Origin of the sequence: Methanobrevibacter sp., from assembly GCF_045586545.1 — an archaeon.
Taxonomy (GTDB): Archaea; Methanobacteriota; Methanobacteria; order Methanobacteriales; family Methanobacteriaceae; genus Methanocatella.
The window spans coordinates 1-24699 of sequence record NZ_JAZNAN010000094.1; the positions used below are offsets into that span (position 1 = coordinate 1).

Genomic DNA, 24699 nt, shown 5'->3' on the forward strand with positions numbered 1-24699 from the left:
ATAAATAAAACTATAAATGTTATAACAATCTAAAATTTTAACACCGAAAATCTTAAACTACCTTTCAACCAAATAAGATTTTCATTAAAAGGAGGATAAAAAGTTATGAAACTTAAAAACTCTTATATTTTACTAATAGCAATCGCAATACTATTGGTAAGTGTTGGATCCGTTTGTGCAAGTGAAGATATCGCTGCAGACTCTGACATTGGACTAGCAGACGATGGAACAGACATTATCCTTGCAGAAGACGGCAGTGATGCAACACAAGATAAAATAACTACAAAAATTGTTTCTGAAGATGTAAAAGTAAAAGACACAGAAACAAAAAACATCAATGTTACTGTAAACGATAATGAATCTAACCCAATAACTATAACTGCAAAGAATTTAACTGTTGCAGAAGGAAATAAGACAATTAAATTTAGTTATGGCAATTCAAAAATAACAATTACAGATAAATTAAATACTGGTAATCATAATTTAATTATTAACTATTTAGGAAACGAGATTTACAAGAATTCAACAGCTAAAGTAATTTTATCCATTTATGGAAATAATACCATTAAATCAGCAGATTCTGTTAATGTCAACAGTACAAAAAATGTTGAAATTCCGCTTAACATTACAGATGGTGTGGAAAATAAAAATGTCACCAGTAAATTTTCAGGTAGCATTAGCTATACACAAAATAATCTTACCGTGAGTACCAGCCTTACTGGAATAAGTTATAAAAATGGAAAAGTGACATTCAAGTATACCTTGCCAGATACCATTTCATCATCAACTGTAACCCTTGTTTACAATGATAATGGTGAAAAAATATCTAAAAACATCACTTTAAACAGGATTTTCAATGCTAAAATTGAAATAATCAATACTGTTGCTGAATATCAGAACGGTAATTTCACTTTTAAATTAGTTGATACTGATGATGCAAATGTTATCATTTCCGGTCAAAAATTATCATTGACCACAACAGGAAATATCAGGGCTGGACACAGTACCACTACTGATGAAAAAGGTATTGCAACATTCCAAACTGTTAAATTATACGAATTTAATAATCAAGATAGCTCATTGTCAATGAAACAATTGGAAGTTGGAAATCATCTTGTTGATTTATCAACCGACGGTGCGGTAAAAACTACAAAAGTCACAACTAATTTAACCATTAAAAAAGCAACCATAAACATTAAAATGGACAAGTTTGAAGAATATTATGGCACTGATAAAAATGTAACAATAACAGTTACCAATGCGAAAAACGGTGAACCTGTACCGAATATCATACTCCATTTATATATGCCGCAAACTACTCAAAAAGACTATTACTTCGGAACTGATTCAAAAGGACAAAGTAAAATTGCTGTAAACCAATTGGTTGGTGGAACTTACGATGTTACTATAAACAATAATGATACCAAAAACATGAATAAGGCATCAACTACTGGTAAAATTGTAATTAAACCAATCGAAGTAAAGGTTTCAAGTTCTGACAATAAACTTTATTACAATACCGGAGCTACCGCAACTGTTAAAGTAACATATAAAAATGGAACCGGTGTGGCCGGTGCAATTGTAGTAGTCCAGTTTGATAAAGATAAAAATCAAACTTATGCTTTCCAAGCAGATAATAATGGACAAGTCAAGTTTTCTGCTCCCTTAAGTGTTGGAAAACATTCAATGTATGTGATAAGCGGTGATTCAAGATACACATCCAACTCAGTTACAAAAACCATTACAGTTAAAAAAGCAAGTGCTAAAATATCCGCTCCTAAAGTAACTGCATATTACAAATCCGGAGATGCTCTTAGCATTACAGTAACTAATACCAAAAATAAACAACCAATTTATGATGCTAAACTTAACGTTAAAATCTTTATTTCATCCAACAGATATTATAACTATGTAGGCCGTACTGGAGGTGAAGGTAAATTGAACCTGATAGCTGATTTAAATCCAGGAACCTATAAAGTTGTAATTGAAAATGGAGATAAAAAGAATTATACTGCAAAAAGCATTACCACCCAACTTGTCATTAAAAAGACCAAAGCTACAATAACTCCTAAAAAATTAACTGCTAAAAAAGGAGAAAACAAAAAGTTCAAAGTTTATGTGAAAAACAAAAAAACCAAAAAAGCAGTTCAAGGAGTTAAAGTAAAAATGAAAGTTTACACCGGTAAAAAATATAAAACCTATACCGTGAAAACTAATTCAAAAGGAATTGCAAAACTTAAAGTAAAATCCTTGAAAGTTGGAAAACACAAAGTTATCGTTAAGTCAGCAGATAAATATTGTGTTGCTAAAAAAGCAAAATCCACAATAAAAATAACTAAAAAATAAATTTAAAAGAGAATTAATTTTCTCTTACTTTTTTTCTTTTACATATTTGGCATAAAAACCATCAGTATCGGCATATATTGTATAAAAACCATACTCTTCAGCTTTTTTTATAGATGATTTAATATATTGCCTTCCCCAAGAGGTAATGGCCTTTGCACATTCGAATGAATACCATCTGAAACGAGGAAAACCATAAATTCCATACATGGTATTGGCTAGCCTCTTAATGGCCTGCTGCTGTACGTCCAAAGCCTTCTTTTCAGTTTCATCATTTGACGCCTTCATCTCACGCTTGATTCTAAAACGTTCCTGCAAGATCTTATCAATGACAGACGGGATAAATCCTTGAGGTTCCTTTTTGAATTTCAAGCCATGTTCCGGAGAAATATTATAATCCTCTTCGTTTTCCACATCTCCCAATACCATAACGTCCGGAGAAATATTTTTAGAAATGATGATACTAGGATATAGGCTCCTGAAGTCGAATTGAACTAAATTTTCATGAAGTCCCTTTTCCGGCTCGCGTACGTATCCCCCTTCATTGTCTTCGGCAGCAGCCCTGTCAGCAAAGTTGGATCCTTGCTTGTTTGGAACAACCTCATCATCAAAATAGGCTTGTTTTACTAAAAACCATTCTGCCTGTTGGCCTGTCGCCATACGTGAAACATCAAATAAAGGTTGGCCTATAATACGGGTAAGCTCTAGATTGAGTGGTAAGGTCTGCTCTGCAATTTTTAAAGTAGACACCACATCATCAAGTGAGTAATCAAATAGATTGTCTAACTCCTCTCCACCATTGTCCCAGAATTCCCATATCCTGTCTCCGGGAACATCAATTTTTTCTTCACCAAACAATTCATAATAAACTCTCTCTAGAGTATATCTCTCAAGAGTCATGTATCTTCTCATTACCAAGTATAAATCAACGTGAATCAATCCTTTAAATGAAGCGGCATTTGCATATCCTCTTCTTATAAACTTAACATCTGATTCATCCATACCAATATCCAAATCCACACCCAATATTTTAGCTCTATCCTTAAGATATGGGAAATCAAAGTTATCTGAGTTATATCCAACAATAATATCGACATTATTGTCCTTAATTAATTTAACAAATTCTTCAATCATTTCTTTTTCAGATTCTACCTGATTTACGAAATCCCCTTTTGAATTTGTTTTTGTTGATATGACCTGATTGATTCCAAAATTGCTTGAAACTCCAATCATGATAATTTCATCCACTTCTGAATTTGGCATGCCATGAGGATTTCTAACTTCCAAGTCAAAGCTCATTATTCTGAAGTTTTGGGGATATTCTTTAACACGTTTTAAAGGCTCGGATAATTTAATAATCTCTAAATCCTGTTTTGATGAATCTAAATTTAAAAATGAGTCAAGTTCTTCTCCAATAGCTATAACTTCAGTCATCGGAATGACATCTTTGTCCATTAGATACCTTCTATAAAATGGAATGTCAAATTCCCTTATCTGAATGACATTTTCCAAATCCCTTAGGGCATCCCTGTTTTTTGCAAGCTCCTGGGGATGCTTAAAAGTTACTTTTAAAAATTCAGATTCTATTTGGAAATCTTTTTTGATTACTTTTTCAACCCTGACAACATCAAGATTGTCCTGAATTTCATTTATGCATTCGTCTAAATCATCACTCACTACATATAGGTACGGTTCGAAAGTGTCATCGAGCAGAACCACATTTTTATCTCCATCCTTTGAAAATAAACGAATGACAGGTTTGTCTTCATATGTAACATAATCTATATCCAGAATAACAACACTTCTCTCCATCTACTCCTCTCCAAGAATATATTCCTTTCTATAGCAGTCTAAAACAGTATAGGTAACTCCTAAAATTAGAGGCCCTACAATAAAACCAACGATGCCATATACTAAAGGACCTGACAAGAATCCAATCAATAAAATTAACGGATGGATTTCAGCATAATGGCTTGATAGTGCTGGCCTTATGTACATGTCTATTGTGCTTAAGAAAAATCCGAACAGTAAAACAACGATTGCCCTTGGATAGTTTCCTCCAACAACATCCACAAAGAACAATGCCCAATAAATAGGCCAAGGCCCGAAAATCGGAATCAGCTGTAAGATACCTGTCAATACACCTAAAAATATACCATAAGGATAACCTAAAAGCGAATACCCAATCATGCCAAAGATACCGATGATTACAGAGGTCAGGAAGTGTCCATAAAATATGCTTCTTAAAACCTCCCTTACAGATTCCAGAGTTTTGTCAAAGAAATCTTTTGAGTCATCCGGAACAAAATCGCGAATGAAACTTAAGCACTTATCTCCATCACGAACGAAGTAAAATACAGAACAAATTAATATAAATAGGTCTAAAGTAATATTAATGAATTTGCTTAAGAATTTTACAGTATAATTCAAGACATAACTTGCAATTTGATCAATATAAGAATTAACAGAAGCATTAACTGAATCAATATTGATAGGCAATAGTGAAATAAGATGGTCAACATCCAAATAATAATTGCTTGCAAACATGGATGTGATAAAGGAAGTAACTTCAAATGAAAGGTAAGCCACCAACAATATCAATGGTATTAAAACGACTACCATTGCAAGCAAGATGGAAACAGAAGAGTATTTTAATTTAGATTGTATTTTATTGGCTACCGGGCGAACTAGAAAAGATAAAATAGCTCCTAAAAGAATCATGTTTAAAACAGGAAAAATGAACATCAATGAAACAACCAATAAGAAAACAATCAGCAAGATTGGCGGAGTTAAGTATTCTTCAATGTTTTTTTCCATAATATCATCCTTAAATTAATATTTTACGCCAGAAGCATCTCTTCTGTATTTTGCAAACTCAGTAATTTTATAAATCTTATCATTTTCAAAAACCGGACCCTCTACACAGATTCTCCAACCTTCACCATCAACGCAGCACTGACCACACACTCCAAGAGCACATTTCATATATCTTTCAAGGGAATATTGGCCAGGTATGCCAGCATCTTCTAGAATATCAAAGATTCCTTTCATCATTATCTCAGGTCCGCAAACAAATGCATAATCATAGGTTGAATCTTCAAGCAAATCGGCAAGGCAATTTGTTGCAAATCCTTCAAATCCAAAACTTCCATCATCAGTACAATAATGTACATTGACACCAAGTTTTTCTAAAGCCTCACCATATAACAATTCATCCTTTGTTTGTGCGGCTGAAATAACATCAACTTCGTTTTTTGAAACTAAATCACTGGCTATTGAATTAATAGGGGCCATTCCAACACCTCCCCCAATAGCTATGATTCTTTTATTTTCAAACTCCTTGTTAAATCCATTACCGTAACTGCCCCTGATGCCTATTTTATCTCCGATTTTTAAATCATGCAATTGTGAAGTAAACTCGCCTATGTTTTTAACAGTAATAGCCAGTTCATTATCATTAATCTGTGCAATTGACATTGGTTTTTCATTTTTAAAGTTCCAAACCATTATAAATTCACCGGGATTAGGTTTTCCAAGCTCTTCAAAATCCCAATTGAATTTGAAAGTTTTAATAGTGGGAGTTTCATCAATAATTTCAGTAATCTCAACAATTTTCGGTTCGTTAATCATATTTACAACTCCTCATGCGCAAGTCCAACCATCTCATCAATTGATGAATATCCTTTTTCAGCCATGAACTTTTCCAATCCATCATTTATTTTACCGAATACTTCAACACCTTCGTCCATAATTGCTGTACCGATTTGAACTGCTCTTGCACCTGCAAAAATAAATTCCACTACATCTTCCCAGGCATAAATTCCACCAACTCCAATCAATGGAACATCAACCGCTTCGTAAACTGAATAGACATTGCTGATTGCTATCGGCTTAATTGCACGGCCGCTCATTCCTCCGGACTTATGGAACAGTACCGGACGGGCAACATCAATGTTGATTTTCATTCCCGGACCCAATGTGTTGATGAGAGACAAACAATCTGCCCCCGCATCCTCACAGGTTTTAGCAATTTCAGTAATATCAGTTACATTAGGTGTCAATTTTGCAATTATAGGCACTTCAGAAGCGTCTTTTGCTGCTGAAACAATAGTATGGCTTAAATTACAATCCTGACCGATTGAAGCACCATATCCTTCCATTGCATGAGGACAAGAGATATTCAATTCAATCATGTCAACGAATTCCTGAACCTCTTCAACCAATTTGGAAAATTCATCAGGATTTGCACCATAAATTGAAGCTATAATAACATTATTATCATGATTAATCTTTTTTAATTCCTCTTTGAAATTATCAACACCAGGATTTGAAAGCCCGATTGCATTTAATATACCTCCTTCAACTGCAACAGTTGTCGGATTCGGATAGCCTGGATGAGGATTTAGGGAAAAGGATTTGGAAACCACTCCTCCAGCACCGGATTTTAAAATCCAATTCATCGATGAGGCATTACTTCCCATAATTCCCGCTGCCAACATCAATGGATTTCTAAATTCTACTCCGCAAACATTAGTTTTCAACATAATATCAACTTTGTAATTAATTGTTTAATTAGTTTTTGTAAATTTATCGATGATTTCCTGATATTTTTCATTCTGTAATTTTAGACTTATTATATTGGTTTTATTGGATTTGATAATCTCTTCTTTGGATTTAATGAGATTTGAAATCTCCTCATCCTGCTTTTGGATAATTGCATCCTTCTGTTTGAGCAAATCCTCATATGTTTTGGTGATTTTTCTAAGCTGAACTTCCAGATTTTCGGTGTTTTTATTTAACTGCTCTTTATAATCGTCAATCAATGACCTCAGATACTTTACCTGATCTTGCTTATCCTCTATGATTAATTCCTTTTCTTTTATTTTTTCAGACAAATCATCAAGTTCTTTAATTCTAGCTTTATCATAATCAATTTTAGTGTCCAATTTATCCTCTAAATTCTTCTTTTCATATTTTAACTTAGTGGAATACAGCTTTAGCTTGTTGATTTCTTCAATCTTTTCCTGAAGATCCATATTAAGCTCATCAATTTCGGCATTTTTAAGTTCAAGCTCATATCTCAAATCATCTAAACTCTCTTGTGACATACAGTTAATAGTTTAATTTTCATGATAAAAATAGTTTAATAGATAATCTAAAAATATTTCTTAAAAAAAGTTTTAAAAGGAATAGAGCCAGAATCATATGATTCCAACCCCATTAATTCCATGCAAAAATTCGAGATAATTCTCTACCTAAACATATATCACACCAGATATATAAATATTGCCGATATATTCTCTGAGGAGATGTAGGGAGGATTCCACTAGAGAGAAAATACCAAAACTCCTTCCTTTGCATTCAACAACAAATCACCGCCTTGGAAATTACCTACTTAAAAATCATGACAATGATTTTAATAATTTCCAAAGTTACATGAAGAATTATTTTTAAATCATCTTTCATTTCAATTCCTCGAATTTTTTTGCATGAAAATATTTTAAGCTTAAGTGGCCAAAACCTACAATACTAATAGTATACTGATAAATATATAAATTAAACAGTTTTTAATACTTTAAAATTTATTTAAACGTGTTAAATTGTATTAAAAAAGAAAATTAAACTAAACAATCAAAATTTAAGTAATATTGAAAATACTTATTAAAAATAAAATGAATAACTTATCTTATGGAATGCTATATTACTTATTGTGTTAAAGGATTTTTAGCTTTTAACAGTGAAAATGAATTAATCTCAGAAAAATTATTTCCTGAAACTGAAATACTTAACCGATTAGCCGACATTGATGATAAAAAAATCGTGAAAGAAGAAACAGAGATAATTGAAGAGGTTTCAAAAGATTATGATGAAATAATTATTGAATCAAATAAAAGAAAATCAGATTATGACAATGAAAAAATCACTATTAAAAATCCAAATCCTGCTGGAGAATACTTAAGAAGCAATTATGAAGAATTTGGACTGAATTCACAGGAAATTACTGAAATCTACAGAAATTTAGCGATTTATAAGATTAAAAAGGAATCCGCTTCAGAAGATAAGCACCTGATTCAGGCAATAAACTCAATTGACGAAATTGATGAATCCATTTCCAAGCTAATTGAAAGAATCAGAGAATGGTATGCACTATATTTCCCTGAAATGGACATAATTAAAAATAATGAAACCTACATCAAATTAATCTCACAAAACAAAACCAAAGAAGAAATATTAAAAGCAAAACCTGATGCATTCCCAACAGACATTATTGACATTGATGACGACATTAATCCAAAGGATTTGGAAATAATGAATAATTATGCAAATTCCATTTCTGAAATGCAACAAACAAGAAAAGATCTTGAAGATTATGTCGATTTTAAAATGCAGGATATTGCACCTAATTTACGATTATTAGTTGGATCATCTCTTGGAGCAAAATTGATTTCACATGCTGGAGGGCTTAAAAGACTTGCAATGTATCCATCAAGTACTGTCCAAATAATGGGTGCTGAAAAGGCATTGTTCAGGCATTTAAAGAGTGGAGACAGACCTCCAAAATATGGATTGATTTATCAACATCCACAGGTTCGTGGCGCTAAATGGTGGAATCGCGGTAAAATTGCAAGAATGCTTGCCGGAATGATATCCCTTGCCGCTAGAAGAGATGTGTTTACCAAAACATTTGATGAAAACATTGCGGAAGAATTTAAATTCAAAGTAGAAGAAATAGAAAAAAACAATCCGTTTCCAACCAAGACAACCAAGAAACGAAAAGAAGAAAAGTCAAAATCCAGAAAAAAGAGCAAAAAAGGTAAAAAAAAGAAATAAAAGGAGATAGAGCATGAATGTTTATTTTAAGGATGGGAATATAGCTACTAAAAATTTAAATCCAGGAATATCTGTCTATGGTGAAGAGTTAATCCAAGAAGATGAAGAATATAGAATATGGAATCCTAGACGTTCAAAATTAGCTGCCGCTCTTTTAAATGGATTAGAAAATTTAGAGATTTTAAGCACTTCAAAAGTACTGTACTTAGGTGCATCAACTGGAACTACCGTTTCACATATTTCTGATATTGCAATTGATGGAAGAATATATGCTGTTGAATTTTCACCAACAACAGCGAAAAAATTAGTTCAACTTTCAAGACAAAGACTTAATATTGCTCCGATTTTAGGTGATGCAACCAAACCGAAAGGATATTTGAATATAGTTGAAAATGTAGACTTAGTATACTGCGATGTAGCTCAACCAACACAAAGTGAATTGTTTATGAAAAATATGAACTTGTTTATGAAAGAAGATGGAATGGGCCTTATAACTATAAAGGCTAGAAGTATTGATGTAGTACAAAAACCTAAAAAGATATTCAAGCAAGAAGAGAAGAAATTGATAGAAAAAGGTTTTAAGATTGTCGATAAAGTAAAACTAGAACCTTACGAAAAAGACCATATTGCATTGTTAGTAGAAAAAAATTTTTAAAAAAATTCAACAATTTTTCATAAGCAAATCGACTAAAAAATACATCTGAGAAATATAAAAAATTACTACAAAAAAGCCGAAAAAGTATTACTCTGATACCTTTATATACTAGAAAATAAAATATTATATATGCTAATGCAAATAAAATAAAAGTTCATTGAAGCGTCCTTTAGGTTGATTCACTCTATTAATCACTCCATTTAACTAAAACCTAAAGGCATGAACTTATTTTATTGAAATACTATTTTTTAGAAGATTTTTTTCAAAAGATGATTTTACTTATTTTAATTGAAAAAGTATTACTGAAATGAGCTTAATATCCCCCATAGATATTGCAATTATATTGAAAATTTAAATCAGTTCCATCATTACAATGAAATTAATTTTTATCAAAATTTATAATCAATTTTAAAAAATTAAATTTACATTATCAGATTTCAACAAAATTGACATCATAGAAACAAGTTTGAAATTTACCCCTAAACTCATATCATGGTGAAAAAAAGAGTATCGAAATAATGATTTTGTAGTTAATTAAATTAATAGTATTGATTATAACCATGAAAATTATGCAACGAACTCGAAAAATAAATGACTTACCTGATTAAAAAATAGATAAATAATTAAAGTAGACACATGAAACTATACCTTTTTAGAAATTACATCGAAAATGATTTTTGCAATCTCTTTTTTTGATGCCAAAGGTACTGTCAAAACATCATCATCTACAATTAAGACTTCATTATTGTCTGATCCGAAATGACATTCGCTTTTAGATATGTCGTTTGCAATAACTATATCGGTTCCTGCAGCTTCAATCTGTTTTCTTGCACAGGAAATAATCTCCTCTTTTGAGATATTGAATTCCGCTTTAAATCCTACCAAAAATATATCTGGATTAATCTTTTTAACCTGACGAATGATTTTAGTTGTTGGTTTTAAGTTTAAAAACAATGAACTACTAGAATCTATTTTTTTATCATCAATCTGTTTAAATTCAAAATCAGAAACTGCCGCTGTTGAAATGAAAATGTCAAAATCAGAAATCAAACCTAAAATAACATCATTCATTTCACTGCTTGTTTCAACATGAATAACATTGAAAACAGAAGGGATTTCAACACTTACATTAGCTACAACCAAAGTTAAATCGGCACCTCTAATATATGCTTCTTTTGCAAGCGCCAAACCCATTTTTCCAGAGGATTTATTAGTTATTCCCCTAACTGAATCAATAGGCTCATAAGTTCCACCCATACTAATGAGAATCTTTTTACCTTTAATCATGCTAATCTTTATTTAAATTAATTGTCCTCAATGATTCTAAAACAATATCTTCTTTTGATGGGAATTTAGCTTTTCCTTCATCCATTCTTGGTTTAATGAATGTTGCAGATCCCTCTTCTTTGATTTTTTCAATATTCTCCTTAATTGCTTTATACATAGAATCATGCATAGACGGGACAAATATGATTGGTGTATCATGTCCATATGCAGTAATTAAAAGAGTGGAAATAGGATTATCTGCAATTTTATGAGCAAATTTAGAAATAGTATTCGCAGTAGCTGGAGCGACCAAAATTAAATCTTCCTGTGAGTATTTTACATGCTCTATTTTCCCAGTTAATTCAGTTACAACTTCCTGACCTGTTGCAAATTCCATTGCGTTAGGATGGATAATCTCACATGCTGCTTCACTCATAAAACACTTTACTTCAACATCGTTTCTTCTTAGTTCACGAGCTAATTTGATAGATTCAGTAGCGGCAATGCTGCCTGTAACACATAATATAATCATTAAAAATCCTCCTAAAAAAAGAATTATGCGATTTGAATATCTGATAAGATATAATCAAAGACATACAAATTCTCTTCAAATTTATCTGTTGGAGCACTATACAATAAAACATAAGCCTGTCCGCCTTTTTCAAACCAAACAGCCTTGTGCTCTTTCACAGTACCATTTTGATCAGAAGTATAGATATATTCAACACCCTCGATAGTTCCAATCATCACCCCTCCGGAAGAGATTAATTGGAAAGAAGAATCTTTTTGCATTTTCTGATAGGTGCTATTAACATATGAATAGAATTCCCCTTCAACAGGTTTTTTCTCGATAAGAATATTTACTTGTCCCACTCCAAAAGAATCAATTGAATCTAATTTTGAAATCGCCATGATTGCATATTGAGAAGTCGCTTCTGAATATCCCCAAGTAGATGGATAATTCATTACAATTCCTCCTTTTGATAAAGTCAACATGGAAATTTCAGAATCTTCACTATTTTCAGCATTTACACATGAAACAACACAAACCATGAACAAGATAAGTAAAATGATTGCAATACTCTTTTTTAAAACATTAAATTTCATGAACTCACCTTTTATAGTTAATAGCTAATGCTATTGCTCTTCTCCTCCATCACTATAATCCGAACTAGATCCTGAATCAGAACTGCTGCTTCCAGAATCGGAACTTTCAGAACTACTTTGAGAACTTTCACTATATGTGCTTGACGAATCCTCCGAATAGGAAGTGTCTTGAGTAGTTTCAACATCATCGCTAGAATCATAGGTATAGTTTGAATTATATTTGGTTTGTGTAGTATTCGCTACCACGTCTTGTGTAAATTCAGGGAATGCGGTATCTTGAACGATAGCAACTGTGGTAGTTTCAGAAACTGCATCAAAATCCAAATTGAAAACTCCATAACCTACTCCTACGGTAAAACCTAAAACTAATACCAATAAAAGTAACAATTTAAAAGTACCACTATCCATTGATGACTTTTTCTTTTTATTATATTTTGCATCATCTTTTTTAGGATTAATAATATACTTTTGAACCAAATCTTCCTTTTCCTTTTTTTCTTTAAGAGGTTTTTTAGTTTTCTTCTTGTCTTTATTGTTAGAAGACGGTTTACCTTGCATAGATCTAATCCTCTGAGTAGCTGCTTGAGCATCAATACTATTGAGCTTATCTTCATATTTAGAACGGAAATAACTATACTTTTCAGCAGAAATCTTTCCAGACTTATAATCAGATTCCAAACTACTCATAATTTCTAGAAGTTTTTCTCTATCATTTGGCATTACTATCCTCCCTGAATTATTATATTTAAATTTATATCAAACCATTAATTTAAAGTTTACCTTGTTTGAGGATATGAACCTAAAACTTTTAAAAAATAAGTATTATCCGCAATTTCATCAATAATACTTTGGATAATTTTATCTTCATTATGGCCTTCAAAATCGACGAAAAACAAGTATCTTCCTAAACCTTTCTTAGACGGTCTAGATTCAATTTTGGTTAAGTTTATATTATGTCTTTGAAAGATTCCCAAAATTTTATACAATTCTCCCGGCCTATCTTCATAAATTGAAAAGATTATAGAAGTTTTATCTCGGCCAGTGATTTCATGAGTCTCTTTTGAAAGCACAACAAATCTTGTCTCATTGTTATCCATATCCTGGATATTTGATTTGAGAATTTCCAAACCGTATAATTCAGCGGTTTTTGCATTACCTATTGCTGCCTTATTTTTTTCACCTATAATGTCCTTAGCTGCCCTTGCAGTGCTTACTGCATAATGCGGCTGAATTTTATTTTTGCTAATAAATTCCTGGCATTGGGCAATCGCCTGGGCATGGGAATAAACATCTTCTATGTCTTCCATGGTAGTTCCAGGATTGACTATGAGATTTTGATTAATAGAAATAATAATTTCCTTAAATATATTCAAGTCATATTTATGAGCCAGTGAATCTAGTGTAATGCCAACCGGACCTTCAATTGAGTTTTCAATTGGAACTACGCCGAATACTGTTTCATCATTAGCGACACTTTCCATTACTGCAGGAATAGTGCAATACGGAATCAATTCACTGCCCAATTTACTGGCAGCTTCATGAGTGAAAGTTCCTTTAGGTCCAAGAAATGAAATTAAAGTAATAGCAGACCCCTCCTTTAAAAAAATAAAAAAAAGAGATATTTAAGATTCTAATTTTTCAATTAGTCTTAAAATATCAGTTTGTGTTATAATGCCGATGACTTTGCCTTCATCCATGACAGGAAGTCCATTGAATCCGGTTTCCATCATGATTTTAGAAACCTCTGAAATTGACATCTCCTTTGAGACGTATTGTGGATTTTTAGACATGATGTCTCCAACAAAAACATCTTTGATTTGAGATTTTTGATATTTTTCAGGGACTTTTTTCCTGAAATCAATGAATGCTCTCAATAAATCTTTTGAAGTAATCATACCTACAATTTTTCCATCATCGACTACAGGTAATCTTCCAACGTTTGCTTCAAGCATCAATCTTCTAGCATGAACAAGCCTTTCAGTTGGAGAGACAACCACCAAATCTTTTGTCATTATTTCTTTTACAGCAATCTTATCAAATGCAATTCCAACTGCAAGAGTTACAAAATCTGCTTTTGAAACAATACCTACCATTTCATCATCTCTCATGACCGGTACTGATCCAATTCCATTATCTAACATTAATCTTGCAACATCATCCAATTGCATTGTTTCAGGTACTGTAAGTACATCTTTAACCATTACGGATGAAATATGAAGTCTTGATGCTGGCATATGTTCATATTTAGAAGAACCGAGCTTATTAGCAATATCCCTTTCAGAAATAATACCAACCAACTCTTTATGATTAGTTACAGGTAAACGAGATATATTATGTTTACGTAACAATTTCAAAGCATCAGAAAGATTTTGATCTTTGTCTACGGTAATTAAATCTTCAGACATCAAATTCTTAATTTGCATATTATCATCTCCTATATTTTGAGTTTATAATCGTTTAACTACTTAATATCTAACGAGCTATACTCTTTTAACTGCGTTTAAGACATCTCTTTCAGTAATAATTCCCATTACTTTATCATCTTTAACAACTGGCACTCCACCAATATTTTTCTCTGCAAATAATTCACATAATTCGCCGATTGTCATTGTTGGTTCGACAGTAATTGGGTCTTTAGCCATGATTTCAGAAATAGTGGTTTTCAAAACATCAGTTGCTAAATTGGAATTTAAGTGATCGAATAATTCTTTAGCATTTAAGAATTTAACTACATCAGTGGAAGTTAAGATACCTAATAATTTTTTAGCTGCTTTAGAAATGTCTGCTTCTCCACCGACTACAGGAATTCTTCTTAAACCGTTTCTTACCATAATTTTACATGCGTCTCCTACTGGTGTTCCAGGAGTGGTAGTGAATACTTTTGGACTCATATAGTCCTGTACAGTATCTTTACCAGCCATGCCAGCTAAAGATAAAGCAATATCCCTTTCAGTTACAATACCAGCAAGTTTTCCATCAGCATCAACAAGAGGAATAGCACCTAACTGATAATCCAACATGGTTTCAATTGTTTCCCCAATGGATGCTTTATTAGATAAAGTAATTAAATCACGAGTCATAATCTCTTTAACTGGTTCATTAATTGCTGCTAGGAAGTTGTCTTCATATTTTTTCTCAATAATGTTGAATTTTTTTCCTCCACCAAAGAAATCTAAGATATCCATTACTGTTACAATACCTAACAATTTACCGGAACCAGGATCGGTGATTGGTAATCTTCTAAATTCATGTTCCATCATTACTTTTGCAGTATCTTTGATAGGTTTGGTTGGAGGGATTGAAACTACGTCTTTAGTAGCGATAGCCATAATGTCTCCTTCTCTATCATGAACTTTGGTTTCACGTTCAACTGCACCTGTATTTGATTTTCTGTTAATGGATGTTTTATCTTTCATTTACACACCTCTAATTTACAATAGCCTTCAAAAAAATAAAATCGAAATATTAAAAACAAAAAGATTCACTCAATATCCAGAATCTTATGGATTTGAGGAATGGTGGAAACATCAAAATATTGCCCAACAACTTCGGAAAACTCAAATAATTTAAAATTAATGTCTTTCCATTCTCCTAACGGACTAGAAGGTTGGATAATTATTTTAAGGTTACTTTTGTTTGAAATATTTTTTGATAATTTTTCAACTACCCCTTTAAATGACTTTATTTTTGTTGATGGCAATATAACTACTTTACAATATACATTTATGGACTTCGCCATTAATAAATTTAGTGATTTAATTTCATTTAGAAAAATTTCCTCGTTAAATTCACCATCAAAATGCTCAGGAAGCTTGATATCAAGTGAAACCATGTCTAACTTATCGATTAAATCAATATTTTCCGGCAAAGTACCATTTGTCTCAAGCATGATATTCAAATCAAAACTTTTACTGACTTCACAAATAAAGTCAGGGTACAAACTAGGTTCACCTCCAGTAAATGAGATTGTTTTACAATCAGGGGTTAGAAGTTTTTTAATTTCATCAGTAACTTCCTCTGGAGTCATTAAGACTCCTGATTCATCTGATTTACTATCATTGGTGTCACAATAATTACAGTTAAGATTACAACCGGCAAAACGGACAAATATCTGCCTTTCGCCAATCAATAATCCTTCACCTTGAAAACTTGAAAAAATTTCTATAATTGGAGCTTTCATCAAAAATCTTTCCTATATTCAGCACCTTGACCGATTCCTTCATTTACACAGACTGCAATATAATCCAAATTATGATAAGTTTCTGAAAGCTTTTTAGCTAAAGTTTCAGCGAAAAATTTGGATAACTCTTCAGCGGAAGTGTAAGGAAGCGGTAAAAATACACAGTCACTGGCAGGAATTGAATATCCTTTACCGTCAACTTTAAAGTGCACTGCGTGTTTTTTCTTCAAATTGAAAATTGAATCTTTTTTCTTATCAAAATCCTTGAATTCGATTAAATCATTGTAAACCGGAATCAATAACCTGTGATCCAGTTCATCACATATTGCCTTAGTATAACCTTTAACATCTTTAAAATCAACTACAAAATCAAATTTACCTGCCCTTCTTCCTTCAATTTCAATATCGACAAAGTAAGAGTGCCCATGAATAAAACCACATGATTCATGCCCTGGAATTACATGAGCAGATGAGAATCTTAAATTTGACTGAATACCATTAACTAAAATCTTCATAATAACACCTTGGTTTTACTTATATCATTTTCAATTGTTTCCAATTCATTTATAAATCTTTTTACGGTTTCATTAATTAAATCTAATAAATTATCTTGAGTAAATACAGGTTCATCATTAACATTAATGTCAAATAATCCGATTGTTGCAACATCATCCGGAGTTCCCTTATCTTCCAGATTGAGTGCAAAATGAATCTTTGCTGAGCTTAAGGAGACACTGGCTATTGAAATTGATAACTTTCTGTTGTCCACGAAGATATCATCTCCCTCCCTTATAGTTTGAATTCCATATTCTGTTAAGATTTCTCTGAAAATCATTACCAATAGTCTTTGCCTTAAATATGCGATTCTCATATTCGGTGGTTGTTGGTCAAAAAACTCACAAATGAAATTAACCATGTAATTAGATTTGATTTCCAAACCAACATCTGCAAAGTCCTTTAAATTATCCGGAGTGATATTGACTGAACCAATCCATGTAACGATTGATGAGCCATATATTCCAAATTCCTGAAAAGCCCAAGAGGGATTGATTTGACTTCCATCATATTCAAAAATTTCATCAACATGTTTATGAGTAATAGTCATGATAAAAACCTAAAAAATTAATTACAATATTAATATAGCAATCATATAATATAAAATAAACTCAAAATTGTTAAATAATTAAAGAAAAAAAATATTTTATACATAAGGAGATATTTTTATGGAACAAGTAAGAACAAGAGATTTCATTTATACTGATGATGACATGTATTTTGCATCAACCAATTATATTCACCCGGAAAACAGAATAATCTGTTTTTTAAGATATATTCCCGACCCTGAAGGAGACCGTGAAAAAGATGGCAAACATTATAGAAAAGTGGGCTCCGAAGAGGCCTACGGTTACCTTCGAGAAAATTATCCGGAATATTTATTCTTTAGTGATGTGACAAACGTTGAAATGATGGGAGTTCCCATAGATAAAGTTGTGAGAGTTATCAAGCCAGAAAATAGACTTTTAGGTCTTAAAAAGACTTTTGACGAAGGTAGAGAAGTTAAAAATCCTGAATTAATAGCTAAATTAATGGATGTTGCCGACTTTTTCCATTTCATGGCTGATATCCCGTATGACCATCTTGGAATATCAGGATCCATCCTGCCTGGCCTTCAAAAAAGTGATGTTAGTGATTTGGACTTTGTAGTCTACGGTTTAGATAACCACAGAAGGGCAATAGCCGCATTTAAAGAACACAGAGGAAAAGAAGTCTACATTGAAGAAGTGGACAAGCACATCACAGTCAAAGGAATCACCAATGATTACTGGGACTTCGTTTACGACAAAAGGATGTTTGACGAAAGCCTGACCAAAGAGGAATTCAGATGGTATGAAAACAGAAAAGCAAATAGGGGAACAATCAACGGAACTCTATTTGACATTCTGGCCACCAAGGATTACGATGAAATCGAAGGCACCTGGGGAGATACCGTTTACGAACCTCAGGGAATAGCTAAAATCGAATGTGACATTGTAAGTGCACTGGGCGCATTTGACAACCCTTCACTCTACACAATTGAGAATGTCAAAGTCCTTGAAGGCGTTGATTTCCCATTGACTGAAGTCGTTTCATTTACACACACCTATGCTGGCGAAGTTGTTGACGGTGAGCACGTAATAGCCAAAGGCAAAGTTGAAAAAGTTATTGTAAACGGCGAACATTCACATTATAGGATTGTCGTTGGAACTACCCGCGAAGCAATTGACGAATATTTGAAGCTTAAGGAAAGTCCTGCTTAAAACCATTCAAAATTTTCAAATGAGAGTGCATGCTCTCATAATTCTTCTATTTTTTAAACAAAACAAAAATAATTTAATCAATAATTATTAACTTTTCATAATTTTAACAGAATGAATTGTATCCATTTAAAAAAATAACCGATGTACACTTTATTCAAGTATTTCTAATTAAAAATAACATTAGTTAACCAAAATTAATACAATACTATATAAACTTCAACAACAAAAATATTACTATTAAATTTAAAGTGATAAAATGACAGAGACTAAAGATTTAGAATGGAATAGTAATTTTGCATTCATGATGGCAATGATTGGTTCTGCTGTAGGTCTCGGAAACATTTGGCGTTTCCCAAATATCTTATACTCAAACGGTGGAGGATCCTTCATGATTCCCTACATCGTTTCTTTATTCTTACTGGGAATATCATTCGTTTTAGTTGAATATGCTGTAGGATACAAATTCAAAAGATCGCTTGCAAGAATACTATTTTCCATGAGCAAAAAATTAGAACCGGTAGCATGGTTTATACTGTTTATTGTATTTTTGATTGCAACATATTACGTATGTGTTGTCGGATGGGACTTAATCTATATATTTTTAAGCTTTACAAAGGCATGGGGAGCAAATCCGGATGTATTCTTTACACAAAATGTCTTACAGGCAACTGATTCAATGTCAGGATTATTCACTATTGTTCCAACCGTTCTTGCATCAGTGATTGCAATTTGGTTTATATCCTGGTTCATTATTAAAAGAGATTTGAATGATGGAATCGGAAATGTCAGTAAAGTATTAATTCCATTGCTTTTTGTAATTGTAATAATTATCGTTGCATTCTCTTTAACTTTACCTGGTGCATCTGTCGGTTATACTCAGATTTTTACTCCTGATTGGTCGGCACTGACTAATCTGGATGTATGGCTGGCTGCATTCGGACAGATAGTATTTTCCTTAAGTTTAGGTATGGCAATTGCAATGACATATGCAAGTTACTTGCCTGAAGGCTCAAAATTGGTTGATAATGCAATCATTGTAGCATTCTCAAATTCCGGTTTTGAAGTGTTCAATTCAATTGGAACCTTTTCAATTTTAGGATTCATGACCGTGACAAGCGGAATTCCATTTAATGAGCTCGTTACTTCCGGAACAGGCCTTGCATTTGTAGTTTTCCCACAAGTATTCAATACAATGGGTCCTGCAGCCTATGTCATAGCCCCACTATTCTTCATATGTATCCTATTTGCTGGAATTACTTCCCTTATTGCGCTTCTTGAAGGATTTTGTTATTCAATTTCTGAAAAATTCCTTATTGAACGTAAAAAAACAGCAACAGCAGTTTGTATTATTGGATGTCTGGTTTCAACAATTTTTGCAACCGGTGCAGGAAGTACAATCCTAGGAGTGTTTGATGCATATCTAAATAATTTCGCATTGTTATTTGCAATACTGCTTGAATGTATAATCTTCGGTTGGATTTACAAATTCGACGATTTAATCGAAGTATTAAATGAACATTCAACAATAAAAGTGGGCAAAACCTGGAAAGCCGTTATTAAATACATATTGCCAATCTGTATTGCTGGTCTTTGGATACAAGGAATATTATCCACAATAGCAACCATAGACAGTTTAAGTTCTACAATAATGATAATATTAACAATAATACTAATTGTTTGCCCAATTATATTTGCAAAATTGCCTGCACTTAACCCAGATTACTACAATGTTTAAAATTGACTTTAAATAGCTAAATTATTAGCTATTTACTTTTTTTATTTTATTTAAAATAAATTACTGCATTTATAACCTCTTATTATTTATATTAAAGCGTTCTAATTAATATTACAGAATTTAAGAGGTTAAAATATGATAAATGTATCATCTATCAAAACACATATGTATTGTCCAATGAAACTGTACATAAAAAATCATGTCGATGCAAGTAAAAACAATGACTACCAATTAGCGATTGAAATTAAAAAGCTTAAAATTGATATTCAAGACTTGATTCAGAAAAATATGCGTAAAATCAAAAAAGAAATGAGCATCATTGAAATTGAAGAGATTTTATCTGATAACATTGATAGTTATATTAAAAGCACAACAAATGCCATTAAATCAATGCATTTAGGTCTTGAATGCGAAGACATTAATGAAATAATCGATGATGCTTACTTTAACATTAAAATAACTGCATTGAAGATTAAACAGGCCATGACCATAATGGATAAAAACGCATTTGAAATAACCGATATGTTTTTCCCAAATTGCATGTATTCCTATATGCTAAAAGATTTGAAACTCGAATTGATTGGAATGTGCGATAAAATTGAGATAATTGACGGCAAATATTATCCCGTGATTATAAAAGGCTCAAATCCTCCGGTTAAAGGAGTTTGGGATCAGGATGCAATAGAACTGGTAGCACATGCAATACTTCTTGAAGAGGAATTTGAAACAGACATTTTTGTAGGTTTTGTCGACTATGAAAAAATCGGGGACAGGCGTCCTGTAGTTATGGATGTTAGCCTTAGAAAAGCATTGTTTGAAGTTATTCGTGAAGTTAAAGAGATAATCGATAATAAAAAACTTCCTAATGTTCGCAAAAATCCTAAAAAATGTGAAAAATGTGAATATGAAAATATTTGTTTTAAAGATTAGTATTTATACCTCCTAAAATACTAACAAAAACTTCCACTTTAAACAAATGGATAAAAAATAGAGTTTTCTTCATAACTGAGGTGTAGCTATATTGAATAAGGATTTAAAAAATTCAGCAATATCCTTATTCAAATTCCACTTTAAACTAAGAGGGTTAAAACACCTCTTCGCCATACAATGACAATAATATTATGTGATGAAAAATATTTAAATTTAACTTTTAAATGAAAGCAGTAAACATGATACAAAAAAGATAGAAGGGAGTAAAAAACTCCCCTATATATCCATAAACATGATTTAAAACTTAATATTGTCTCCTAAACGTTCAATATTAAAAACAGCCGTGTCTGCTACAGACATTACAGCCAAAACGCCCGCTTGAACAGGGTCAGTGATAATTAAATCAGCATATTTGGTTACACTTCCAGGCATGTTCAGGGAAATTACAATTAAATTGCTTTCCTCTTTAACCTTTTTTACGGCTTCTGTAATTTCTCCACCCATAAGTGAACCTGCAAGAACCAGTGCACTAACACGAGGCAACCTTGAAATGGCTTCAATAGCTTCTGCCAGATTTTTTTCTCCAACCAATGGAATTGTATCAATACTGATACGTTCTCCGCGTATGTTGTGCCTATCTGCCTCTGTTATTGCTCCCATTGCTACTTGAGCTACCTGTGCTCCGCCTCCAACAATGATTATACGTTTTCCATAAATATCAAGCTGAGAACCATGTAGTTCTACAGATTTTATCTCAGGAATGGCTTTTAAATCATTGATTAAATCATCGATGTCTTCAACATGTTCAAGTTCCAAGTTAACGGAACCTATATTATTTTTTTCTACAAAAAGATGAACATAACTAATATTAGCACCATGATTAGTGATAACATCAGTAATGTCGTCTAAAACACCTTTTTTCTCATCAGATTTAATTGTTAATGTATAATCACTCATTTTTTGGCCTTATTTTATCAAGTTCTGCATGTGCCCTTTTCCACATGCTTAGATAATTATCGTCTTTAGTGACTGGAATTACTTCAAGCCCTAACTCCCTATGTTCTTCAATCCATTCTTCATGGAAAACCGGTATTTCAATTTTAATTGGTTCGGAGGTTTTATTTACAACTATAAGATTTCTGTAAGGAAAATCCCATTCGACAATGTATCCTCCAAGACTTACCATATGATATGGCCTCATGACAAATTTCATAAATAATTCCTCCTATAATAAACCTAATACAATAGATAATACCCCTAGCAATGTTGCGCCTAATATTGTTGGCAATAACTGTCTATTTGTAAATACCGGACTGAATGCAGACATGATACCCATCATAAAGACAAATATTAATGCAACAGCAATATTGACCAAAATTCCCATTGAGAATATGATTGGTGGAACACCGATAAACAATACTGAAAATACACAGCCAAGTACAAACATGAAGAATCCTCTTGTTAAATATACAATAGCCCTATATTTAGCGGCATATTCCATGTACGGTCCTTCAATAACATCAGATTTTGCTTTAATGATTGAAAATGGATATTCATTTAATATAATCATGTAACCGATGAAAAATACAATAGCTGCAATTCCACCAGCAACAGTGAATAAGAATGGTCCGTTTGCTTGCTGATATGCTACAATATCCTGTAAAAAGATACTTCTTGCAGCAGTTATAGGAGCAAACAATGCTAAATACAATGGGAATGAACCATAGGTAATCATTCTTAAAGATCTTCTTGAACTTATATCTTCAACAAATGAAAGTGGGGCATTTTCATGAGCTGCTCCTTTTGCACGGTCAGGGAAAGGCATTCTGACAGACATGACAGACTTGGACAATGCTCCCATCAAGACATAACAGATTTCTTCAACCTTTAAAAATCCTACAATTGCAACTAAACTTGATAATGCAGGAATACTATAAGCTTCAGGTGTTAATGCAATGAATACGCATAACACAACAATGAAACATAATATAGGCAATATCTTGTACAGTTTAGGAACTGGAGATGAAATTTCAACATTTTCCTTGAATATGAATTTAAGCGGAGCCATTATTCCAGGAGCGATTACCATAGGCCCGATTCTTTGTTGAATTCTTGCGTGAATGTATTTTCTCTCAATTCCCGGAAGCAAGGTTGAAATAATGAAACAGACCAATACTGTAAGAATTACTGCAAGAATTGAATTGATTAAAGTATTTGAAAACATGATCTATCTCCTTATTATTTCAATTGCCCTATCAGTACATGTAAAACAAGGGTCACATTGTACGATACATAATTGAGCATCTGTAATCTGATCTCCAATACATGCATATTGCATTGCTCCAATATTTGCCATTGATGGAGTCCTTATAATACAGTGCCTTACTCTTCCACTTTCTAATGCATATGAATGATATAGAGTTCCTCTTGGAACTTCAATATAACTTTCTGTAATATCAGTATCAACCATTTCCCAGTCATGATTGACTAATTTACCTTCAGGGATATTTGCAATAGCTTGCCTTATGAGTTTAATTGATTCAAATGACTCCAATGCCCTCATTAACAAATTGGATTTCACATCACCATCAGGTTGGGTTATTACATTAAAATCAAAGTCATCATATTCGAACATGGTAGTTCTTAAATCCCTTGCAACACCGGTAGCCCTTAAAGTCGGTCCGGTTACTGCCAAATCAATAGCTTGCTTTTGCGGAAGCACACCGATTCCAGCAATCCTTGACATTACAATAGGATCAGCAGTGAATCTGTTTGCAAAGTCAGTAAGCCCTTCTTCGATTTTATCCATGTCTTCTTTAAGCCTTAAAATTTTAGCTTCATCCAATTCACATCTTGGCCTTACTCCTCCAAGGACTGAACAACCATATTGAACTCTATTTCCTCCAATCATTGCAAGCAATTCCATAACTATTTCCCTTAAGTAAAATACCCTCATTGAGAATGTTTCATGAGACAGCACTTCACAACCGTGTGCCAAATACAAGAAATGTGAATGTAAACGTTCTAATTCACTCATAATCACGCGAATATACATGGCTCTTTCTGGAATTTCAATGCCCAAACCCATTTCAGCGGTTCTGCATGAATTCCATATATGTGCATTTGAACAGATTCCACAAATCTTTTCAGTAAGTGAATTAGCCTTTTGGACCGGAAGCCCTTCCATGATTCTTTCTATTCCCCTATGATTAACACCAATAGTTATTTCAGCTTCCTGTACTATCTCATCTTCTACAAAAAACCTAACCCTATATGGCTCCAATGCAGCAGGGTGAACTGTACCCATTGGAATTTCCGTTTCAATAATTTCGCTTCTTGGTACTTTTTTATCCAT

The 24699-nt window shown here is 32.6% G+C and carries 25 protein-coding genes; 6 read left to right on the plus strand and 19 right to left on the minus strand.

The features are described 5' to 3' along the window. Positions 1-105: 105 nt before the first annotated feature. Positions 106-2346, plus strand: coding sequence for a hypothetical protein (locus ACKI3D_RS07150; RefSeq protein ID WP_407393271.1), 2241 nt, complete (start codon positions 106-108; stop codon positions 2344-2346). 24 nt (positions 2347-2370) lie between these two features. Here ACKI3D_RS07150 and ACKI3D_RS07155 read toward each other — a convergent pair whose 3' ends face one another. The 5 genes from ACKI3D_RS07155 to ACKI3D_RS07175 are packed head-to-tail and all read right to left on the minus strand — an operon-like array spanning position 2371 to position 7451. Further along, complete coding sequence (locus ACKI3D_RS07155) at positions 2371-4155, minus strand: DNA polymerase domain-containing protein (RefSeq protein ID WP_407393272.1); 1785 nt, start codon at positions 4153-4155, stop codon at positions 2371-2373. Further along, complete coding sequence (locus tag ACKI3D_RS07160; protein ID WP_407393274.1) at positions 4156-5160, minus strand: AI-2E family transporter; 1005 nt, start codon at positions 5158-5160, stop codon at positions 4156-4158. A gap of 15 nt (positions 5161-5175) precedes the next feature. Then, a complete protein-coding gene (locus ACKI3D_RS07165; RefSeq protein ID WP_407393276.1) occupies positions 5176-5973 on the minus strand; it encodes a dihydroorotate dehydrogenase electron transfer subunit in 798 nt (265 codons plus the stop codon). A gap of 2 nt (positions 5974-5975) precedes the next feature. After that, positions 5976-6887, minus strand: coding sequence for a dihydroorotate dehydrogenase (locus tag ACKI3D_RS07170; protein ID WP_407393277.1), 912 nt, complete (start codon positions 6885-6887; stop codon positions 5976-5978). A 24-nt stretch (positions 6888-6911) separates the two neighbouring features. Continuing rightward, a complete protein-coding gene (locus ACKI3D_RS07175; RefSeq protein ID WP_407393279.1) occupies positions 6912-7451 on the minus strand; it encodes a glycosyl transferase in 540 nt (179 codons plus the stop codon). Between the two features lie 580 nt (positions 7452-8031). Here ACKI3D_RS07175 and ACKI3D_RS07180 point away from each other — a divergent pair. Both ACKI3D_RS07180 and ACKI3D_RS07185 read left to right on the plus strand, forming a co-directional pair. Beyond that, positions 8032-9174 carry an NOP5/NOP56 family protein gene (locus ACKI3D_RS07180; protein ID WP_407393280.1) on the plus strand — a complete coding sequence of 381 codons (1143 nt, stop codon included), beginning with the start codon at positions 8032-8034 and terminating at the stop codon, positions 9172-9174. 13 nt (positions 9175-9187) lie between these two features. Further along, complete coding sequence (locus ACKI3D_RS07185) at positions 9188-9829, plus strand: fibrillarin-like rRNA/tRNA 2'-O-methyltransferase (protein WP_407393282.1); 642 nt, start codon at positions 9188-9190, stop codon at positions 9827-9829. A 642-nt stretch (positions 9830-10471) separates the two neighbouring features. Here the strand turns inward: ACKI3D_RS07185 and ACKI3D_RS07190 are convergent. The 10 genes from ACKI3D_RS07190 to ACKI3D_RS07235 all read right to left on the minus strand — a co-directional run bounded on the left by ACKI3D_RS07190 (position 10472) and on the right by ACKI3D_RS07235 (position 17487). Continuing rightward, on the minus strand, positions 10472-11086 hold the full coding sequence (locus ACKI3D_RS07190) for a phosphopantothenoylcysteine decarboxylase (protein ID WP_407393326.1): 615 nt from the start codon (positions 11084-11086) through the stop codon (positions 10472-10474). Positions 11087-11117: 31 nt separating this feature from the next. Further along, complete coding sequence (locus ACKI3D_RS07195) at positions 11118-11627, minus strand: flavoprotein (RefSeq protein ID WP_407393284.1); 510 nt, start codon at positions 11625-11627, stop codon at positions 11118-11120. A gap of 23 nt (positions 11628-11650) precedes the next feature. Further along, a complete protein-coding gene (locus tag ACKI3D_RS07200) occupies positions 11651-12202 on the minus strand; it encodes a hypothetical protein (RefSeq protein WP_407393285.1) in 552 nt (183 codons plus the stop codon). Between the two features lie 30 nt (positions 12203-12232). Next, positions 12233-12922, minus strand: a complete 690-nt coding sequence (locus tag ACKI3D_RS07205) for an endoglucanase (protein WP_407393286.1) — start codon at positions 12920-12922, stop codon at positions 12233-12235. Positions 12923-12978: 56 nt separating this feature from the next. Further along, positions 12979-13785: a prephenate dehydratase gene (gene pheA / locus ACKI3D_RS07210; protein WP_407393327.1), complete on the minus strand. Its 807-nt coding sequence runs from the start codon at positions 13783-13785 to the stop codon at positions 12979-12981. A 39-nt stretch (positions 13786-13824) separates the two neighbouring features. Then, entirely contained in the window at positions 13825-14625 is an 801-nt protein-coding gene (locus ACKI3D_RS07215) for a CBS domain-containing protein (RefSeq protein WP_407393287.1), read from the minus strand. Positions 14626-14682: 57 nt separating this feature from the next. Next, on the minus strand, positions 14683-15618 hold the full coding sequence (locus ACKI3D_RS07220) for a CBS domain-containing protein (protein ID WP_407393289.1): 936 nt from the start codon (positions 15616-15618) through the stop codon (positions 14683-14685). Between the two features lie 65 nt (positions 15619-15683). After that, the gene (locus ACKI3D_RS07225) at positions 15684-16382 is read right to left on the minus strand and encodes a 7-carboxy-7-deazaguanine synthase QueE (protein WP_407393290.1); all 699 of its coding nucleotides are present in this window, start codon (positions 16380-16382) and stop codon (positions 15684-15686) included. Next, the gene (locus ACKI3D_RS07230; RefSeq protein ID WP_407393292.1) at positions 16382-16897 is read right to left on the minus strand and encodes a 6-pyruvoyl trahydropterin synthase family protein; all 516 of its coding nucleotides are present in this window, start codon (positions 16895-16897) and stop codon (positions 16382-16384) included. Before ACKI3D_RS07230 ends, ACKI3D_RS07225 begins: the two co-directional genes overlap by 1 nt. Further along, positions 16894-17487 (minus strand): DUF366 family protein, encoded by a 594-nt coding sequence (locus tag ACKI3D_RS07235; protein ID WP_407393294.1) that lies wholly within the window; start codon positions 17485-17487, stop codon positions 16894-16896. Before ACKI3D_RS07235 ends, ACKI3D_RS07230 begins: the two co-directional genes overlap by 4 nt. A gap of 118 nt (positions 17488-17605) precedes the next feature. On the opposite strand from ACKI3D_RS07235, the gene ACKI3D_RS07240 reads away from it, so the two are divergent. The 3 genes from ACKI3D_RS07240 to cas4 all read left to right on the plus strand — a co-directional run bounded on the left by ACKI3D_RS07240 (position 17606) and on the right by cas4 (position 21344). Continuing rightward, positions 17606-18679, plus strand: a complete 1074-nt coding sequence (locus ACKI3D_RS07240; protein WP_407393296.1) for a DNA polymerase subunit beta — start codon at positions 17606-17608, stop codon at positions 18677-18679. A gap of 256 nt (positions 18680-18935) precedes the next feature. Then, positions 18936-20414 (plus strand): sodium-dependent transporter, encoded by a 1479-nt coding sequence (locus tag ACKI3D_RS07245; RefSeq protein WP_407393298.1) that lies wholly within the window; start codon positions 18936-18938, stop codon positions 20412-20414. Between the two features lie 135 nt (positions 20415-20549). Further along, a complete protein-coding gene (gene cas4 / locus ACKI3D_RS07250; protein ID WP_407393300.1) occupies positions 20550-21344 on the plus strand; it encodes a CRISPR-associated protein Cas4 in 795 nt (264 codons plus the stop codon). Between the two features lie 297 nt (positions 21345-21641). Here the strand turns inward: cas4 and ACKI3D_RS07255 are convergent, their stop codons facing one another. The 4 genes from ACKI3D_RS07255 to ACKI3D_RS07270 are packed head-to-tail and all read right to left on the minus strand — an operon-like array spanning position 21642 to position 24699. Further along, entirely contained in the window at positions 21642-22301 is a 660-nt protein-coding gene (locus tag ACKI3D_RS07255; RefSeq protein ID WP_407393301.1) for a DUF5612 domain-containing protein, read from the minus strand. After that, complete coding sequence (locus ACKI3D_RS07260) at positions 22294-22557, minus strand: energy-converting hydrogenase B subunit P (protein WP_407393302.1); 264 nt, start codon at positions 22555-22557, stop codon at positions 22294-22296. The genes ACKI3D_RS07255 and ACKI3D_RS07260 overlap by 8 nt, the downstream gene beginning before the upstream one ends. Positions 22558-22569: 12 nt before the next feature. Next, complete coding sequence (locus tag ACKI3D_RS07265) at positions 22570-23568, minus strand: respiratory chain complex I subunit 1 family protein (RefSeq protein WP_407393303.1); 999 nt, start codon at positions 23566-23568, stop codon at positions 22570-22572. Between the two features lie 3 nt (positions 23569-23571). After that, positions 23572-24699: a nickel-dependent hydrogenase large subunit gene (locus tag ACKI3D_RS07270; protein WP_407393305.1), complete on the minus strand. Its 1128-nt coding sequence runs from the start codon at positions 24697-24699 to the stop codon at positions 23572-23574.

Coding starts and splice junctions, on each gene's coding strand:
- ACKI3D_RS07150 (WP_407393271.1), top strand. CDS start 106: ATGAAACTTAAAAACTCTTATATTTTACTAATAGCAATCGCAATACTA.
- ACKI3D_RS07155 (WP_407393272.1), bottom strand. CDS start 4,155: ATGGAGAGAAGTGTTGTTATTCTGGATATAGATTATGTTACATATGAA.
- ACKI3D_RS07160 (WP_407393274.1), bottom strand. CDS start 5,160: ATGGAAAAAAACATTGAAGAATACTTAACTCCGCCAATCTTGCTGATT.
- ACKI3D_RS07165 (WP_407393276.1), bottom strand. CDS start 5,973: ATGATTAACGAACCGAAAATTGTTGAGATTACTGAAATTATTGATGAA.
- ACKI3D_RS07170 (WP_407393277.1), bottom strand. CDS start 6,887: ATGTTGAAAACTAATGTTTGCGGAGTAGAATTTAGAAATCCATTGATG.
- ACKI3D_RS07175 (WP_407393279.1), bottom strand. CDS start 7,451: ATGTCACAAGAGAGTTTAGATGATTTGAGATATGAGCTTGAACTTAAA.
- ACKI3D_RS07180 (WP_407393280.1), top strand. CDS start 8,032: ATGGAATGCTATATTACTTATTGTGTTAAAGGATTTTTAGCTTTTAAC.
- ACKI3D_RS07185 (WP_407393282.1), top strand. CDS start 9,188: ATGAATGTTTATTTTAAGGATGGGAATATAGCTACTAAAAATTTAAAT.
- ACKI3D_RS07190 (WP_407393326.1), bottom strand. CDS start 11,086: ATGGGTGGAACTTATGAGCCTATTGATTCAGTTAGGGGAATAACTAAT.
- ACKI3D_RS07195 (WP_407393284.1), bottom strand. CDS start 11,627: ATGATTATATTATGTGTTACAGGCAGCATTGCCGCTACTGAATCTATC.
- ACKI3D_RS07200 (WP_407393285.1), bottom strand. CDS start 12,202: ATGAAATTTAATGTTTTAAAAAAGAGTATTGCAATCATTTTACTTATC.
- ACKI3D_RS07205 (WP_407393286.1), bottom strand. CDS start 12,922: ATGCCAAATGATAGAGAAAAACTTCTAGAAATTATGAGTAGTTTGGAA.
- ACKI3D_RS07215 (WP_407393287.1), bottom strand. CDS start 14,625: ATGCAAATTAAGAATTTGATGTCTGAAGATTTAATTACCGTAGACAAA.
- ACKI3D_RS07220 (WP_407393289.1), bottom strand. CDS start 15,618: ATGAAAGATAAAACATCCATTAACAGAAAATCAAATACAGGTGCAGTT.
- ACKI3D_RS07225 (WP_407393290.1), bottom strand. CDS start 16,382: ATGAAAGCTCCAATTATAGAAATTTTTTCAAGTTTTCAAGGTGAAGGA.
- ACKI3D_RS07230 (WP_407393292.1), bottom strand. CDS start 16,897: ATGAAGATTTTAGTTAATGGTATTCAGTCAAATTTAAGATTCTCATCT.
- ACKI3D_RS07235 (WP_407393294.1), bottom strand. CDS start 17,487: ATGACTATTACTCATAAACATGTTGATGAAATTTTTGAATATGATGGA.
- ACKI3D_RS07240 (WP_407393296.1), top strand. CDS start 17,606: ATGGAACAAGTAAGAACAAGAGATTTCATTTATACTGATGATGACATG.
- ACKI3D_RS07245 (WP_407393298.1), top strand. CDS start 18,936: ATGACAGAGACTAAAGATTTAGAATGGAATAGTAATTTTGCATTCATG.
- cas4 (WP_407393300.1), top strand. CDS start 20,550: ATGATAAATGTATCATCTATCAAAACACATATGTATTGTCCAATGAAA.
- ACKI3D_RS07255 (WP_407393301.1), bottom strand. CDS start 22,301: ATGAGTGATTATACATTAACAATTAAATCTGATGAGAAAAAAGGTGTT.
- ACKI3D_RS07260 (WP_407393302.1), bottom strand. CDS start 22,557: ATGAAATTTGTCATGAGGCCATATCATATGGTAAGTCTTGGAGGATAC.
- ACKI3D_RS07265 (WP_407393303.1), bottom strand. CDS start 23,568: ATGTTTTCAAATACTTTAATCAATTCAATTCTTGCAGTAATTCTTACA.
- ACKI3D_RS07270 (WP_407393305.1), bottom strand. CDS start 24,699: ATGGATAAAAAAGTACCAAGAAGCGAAATTATTGAAACGGAAATTCCA.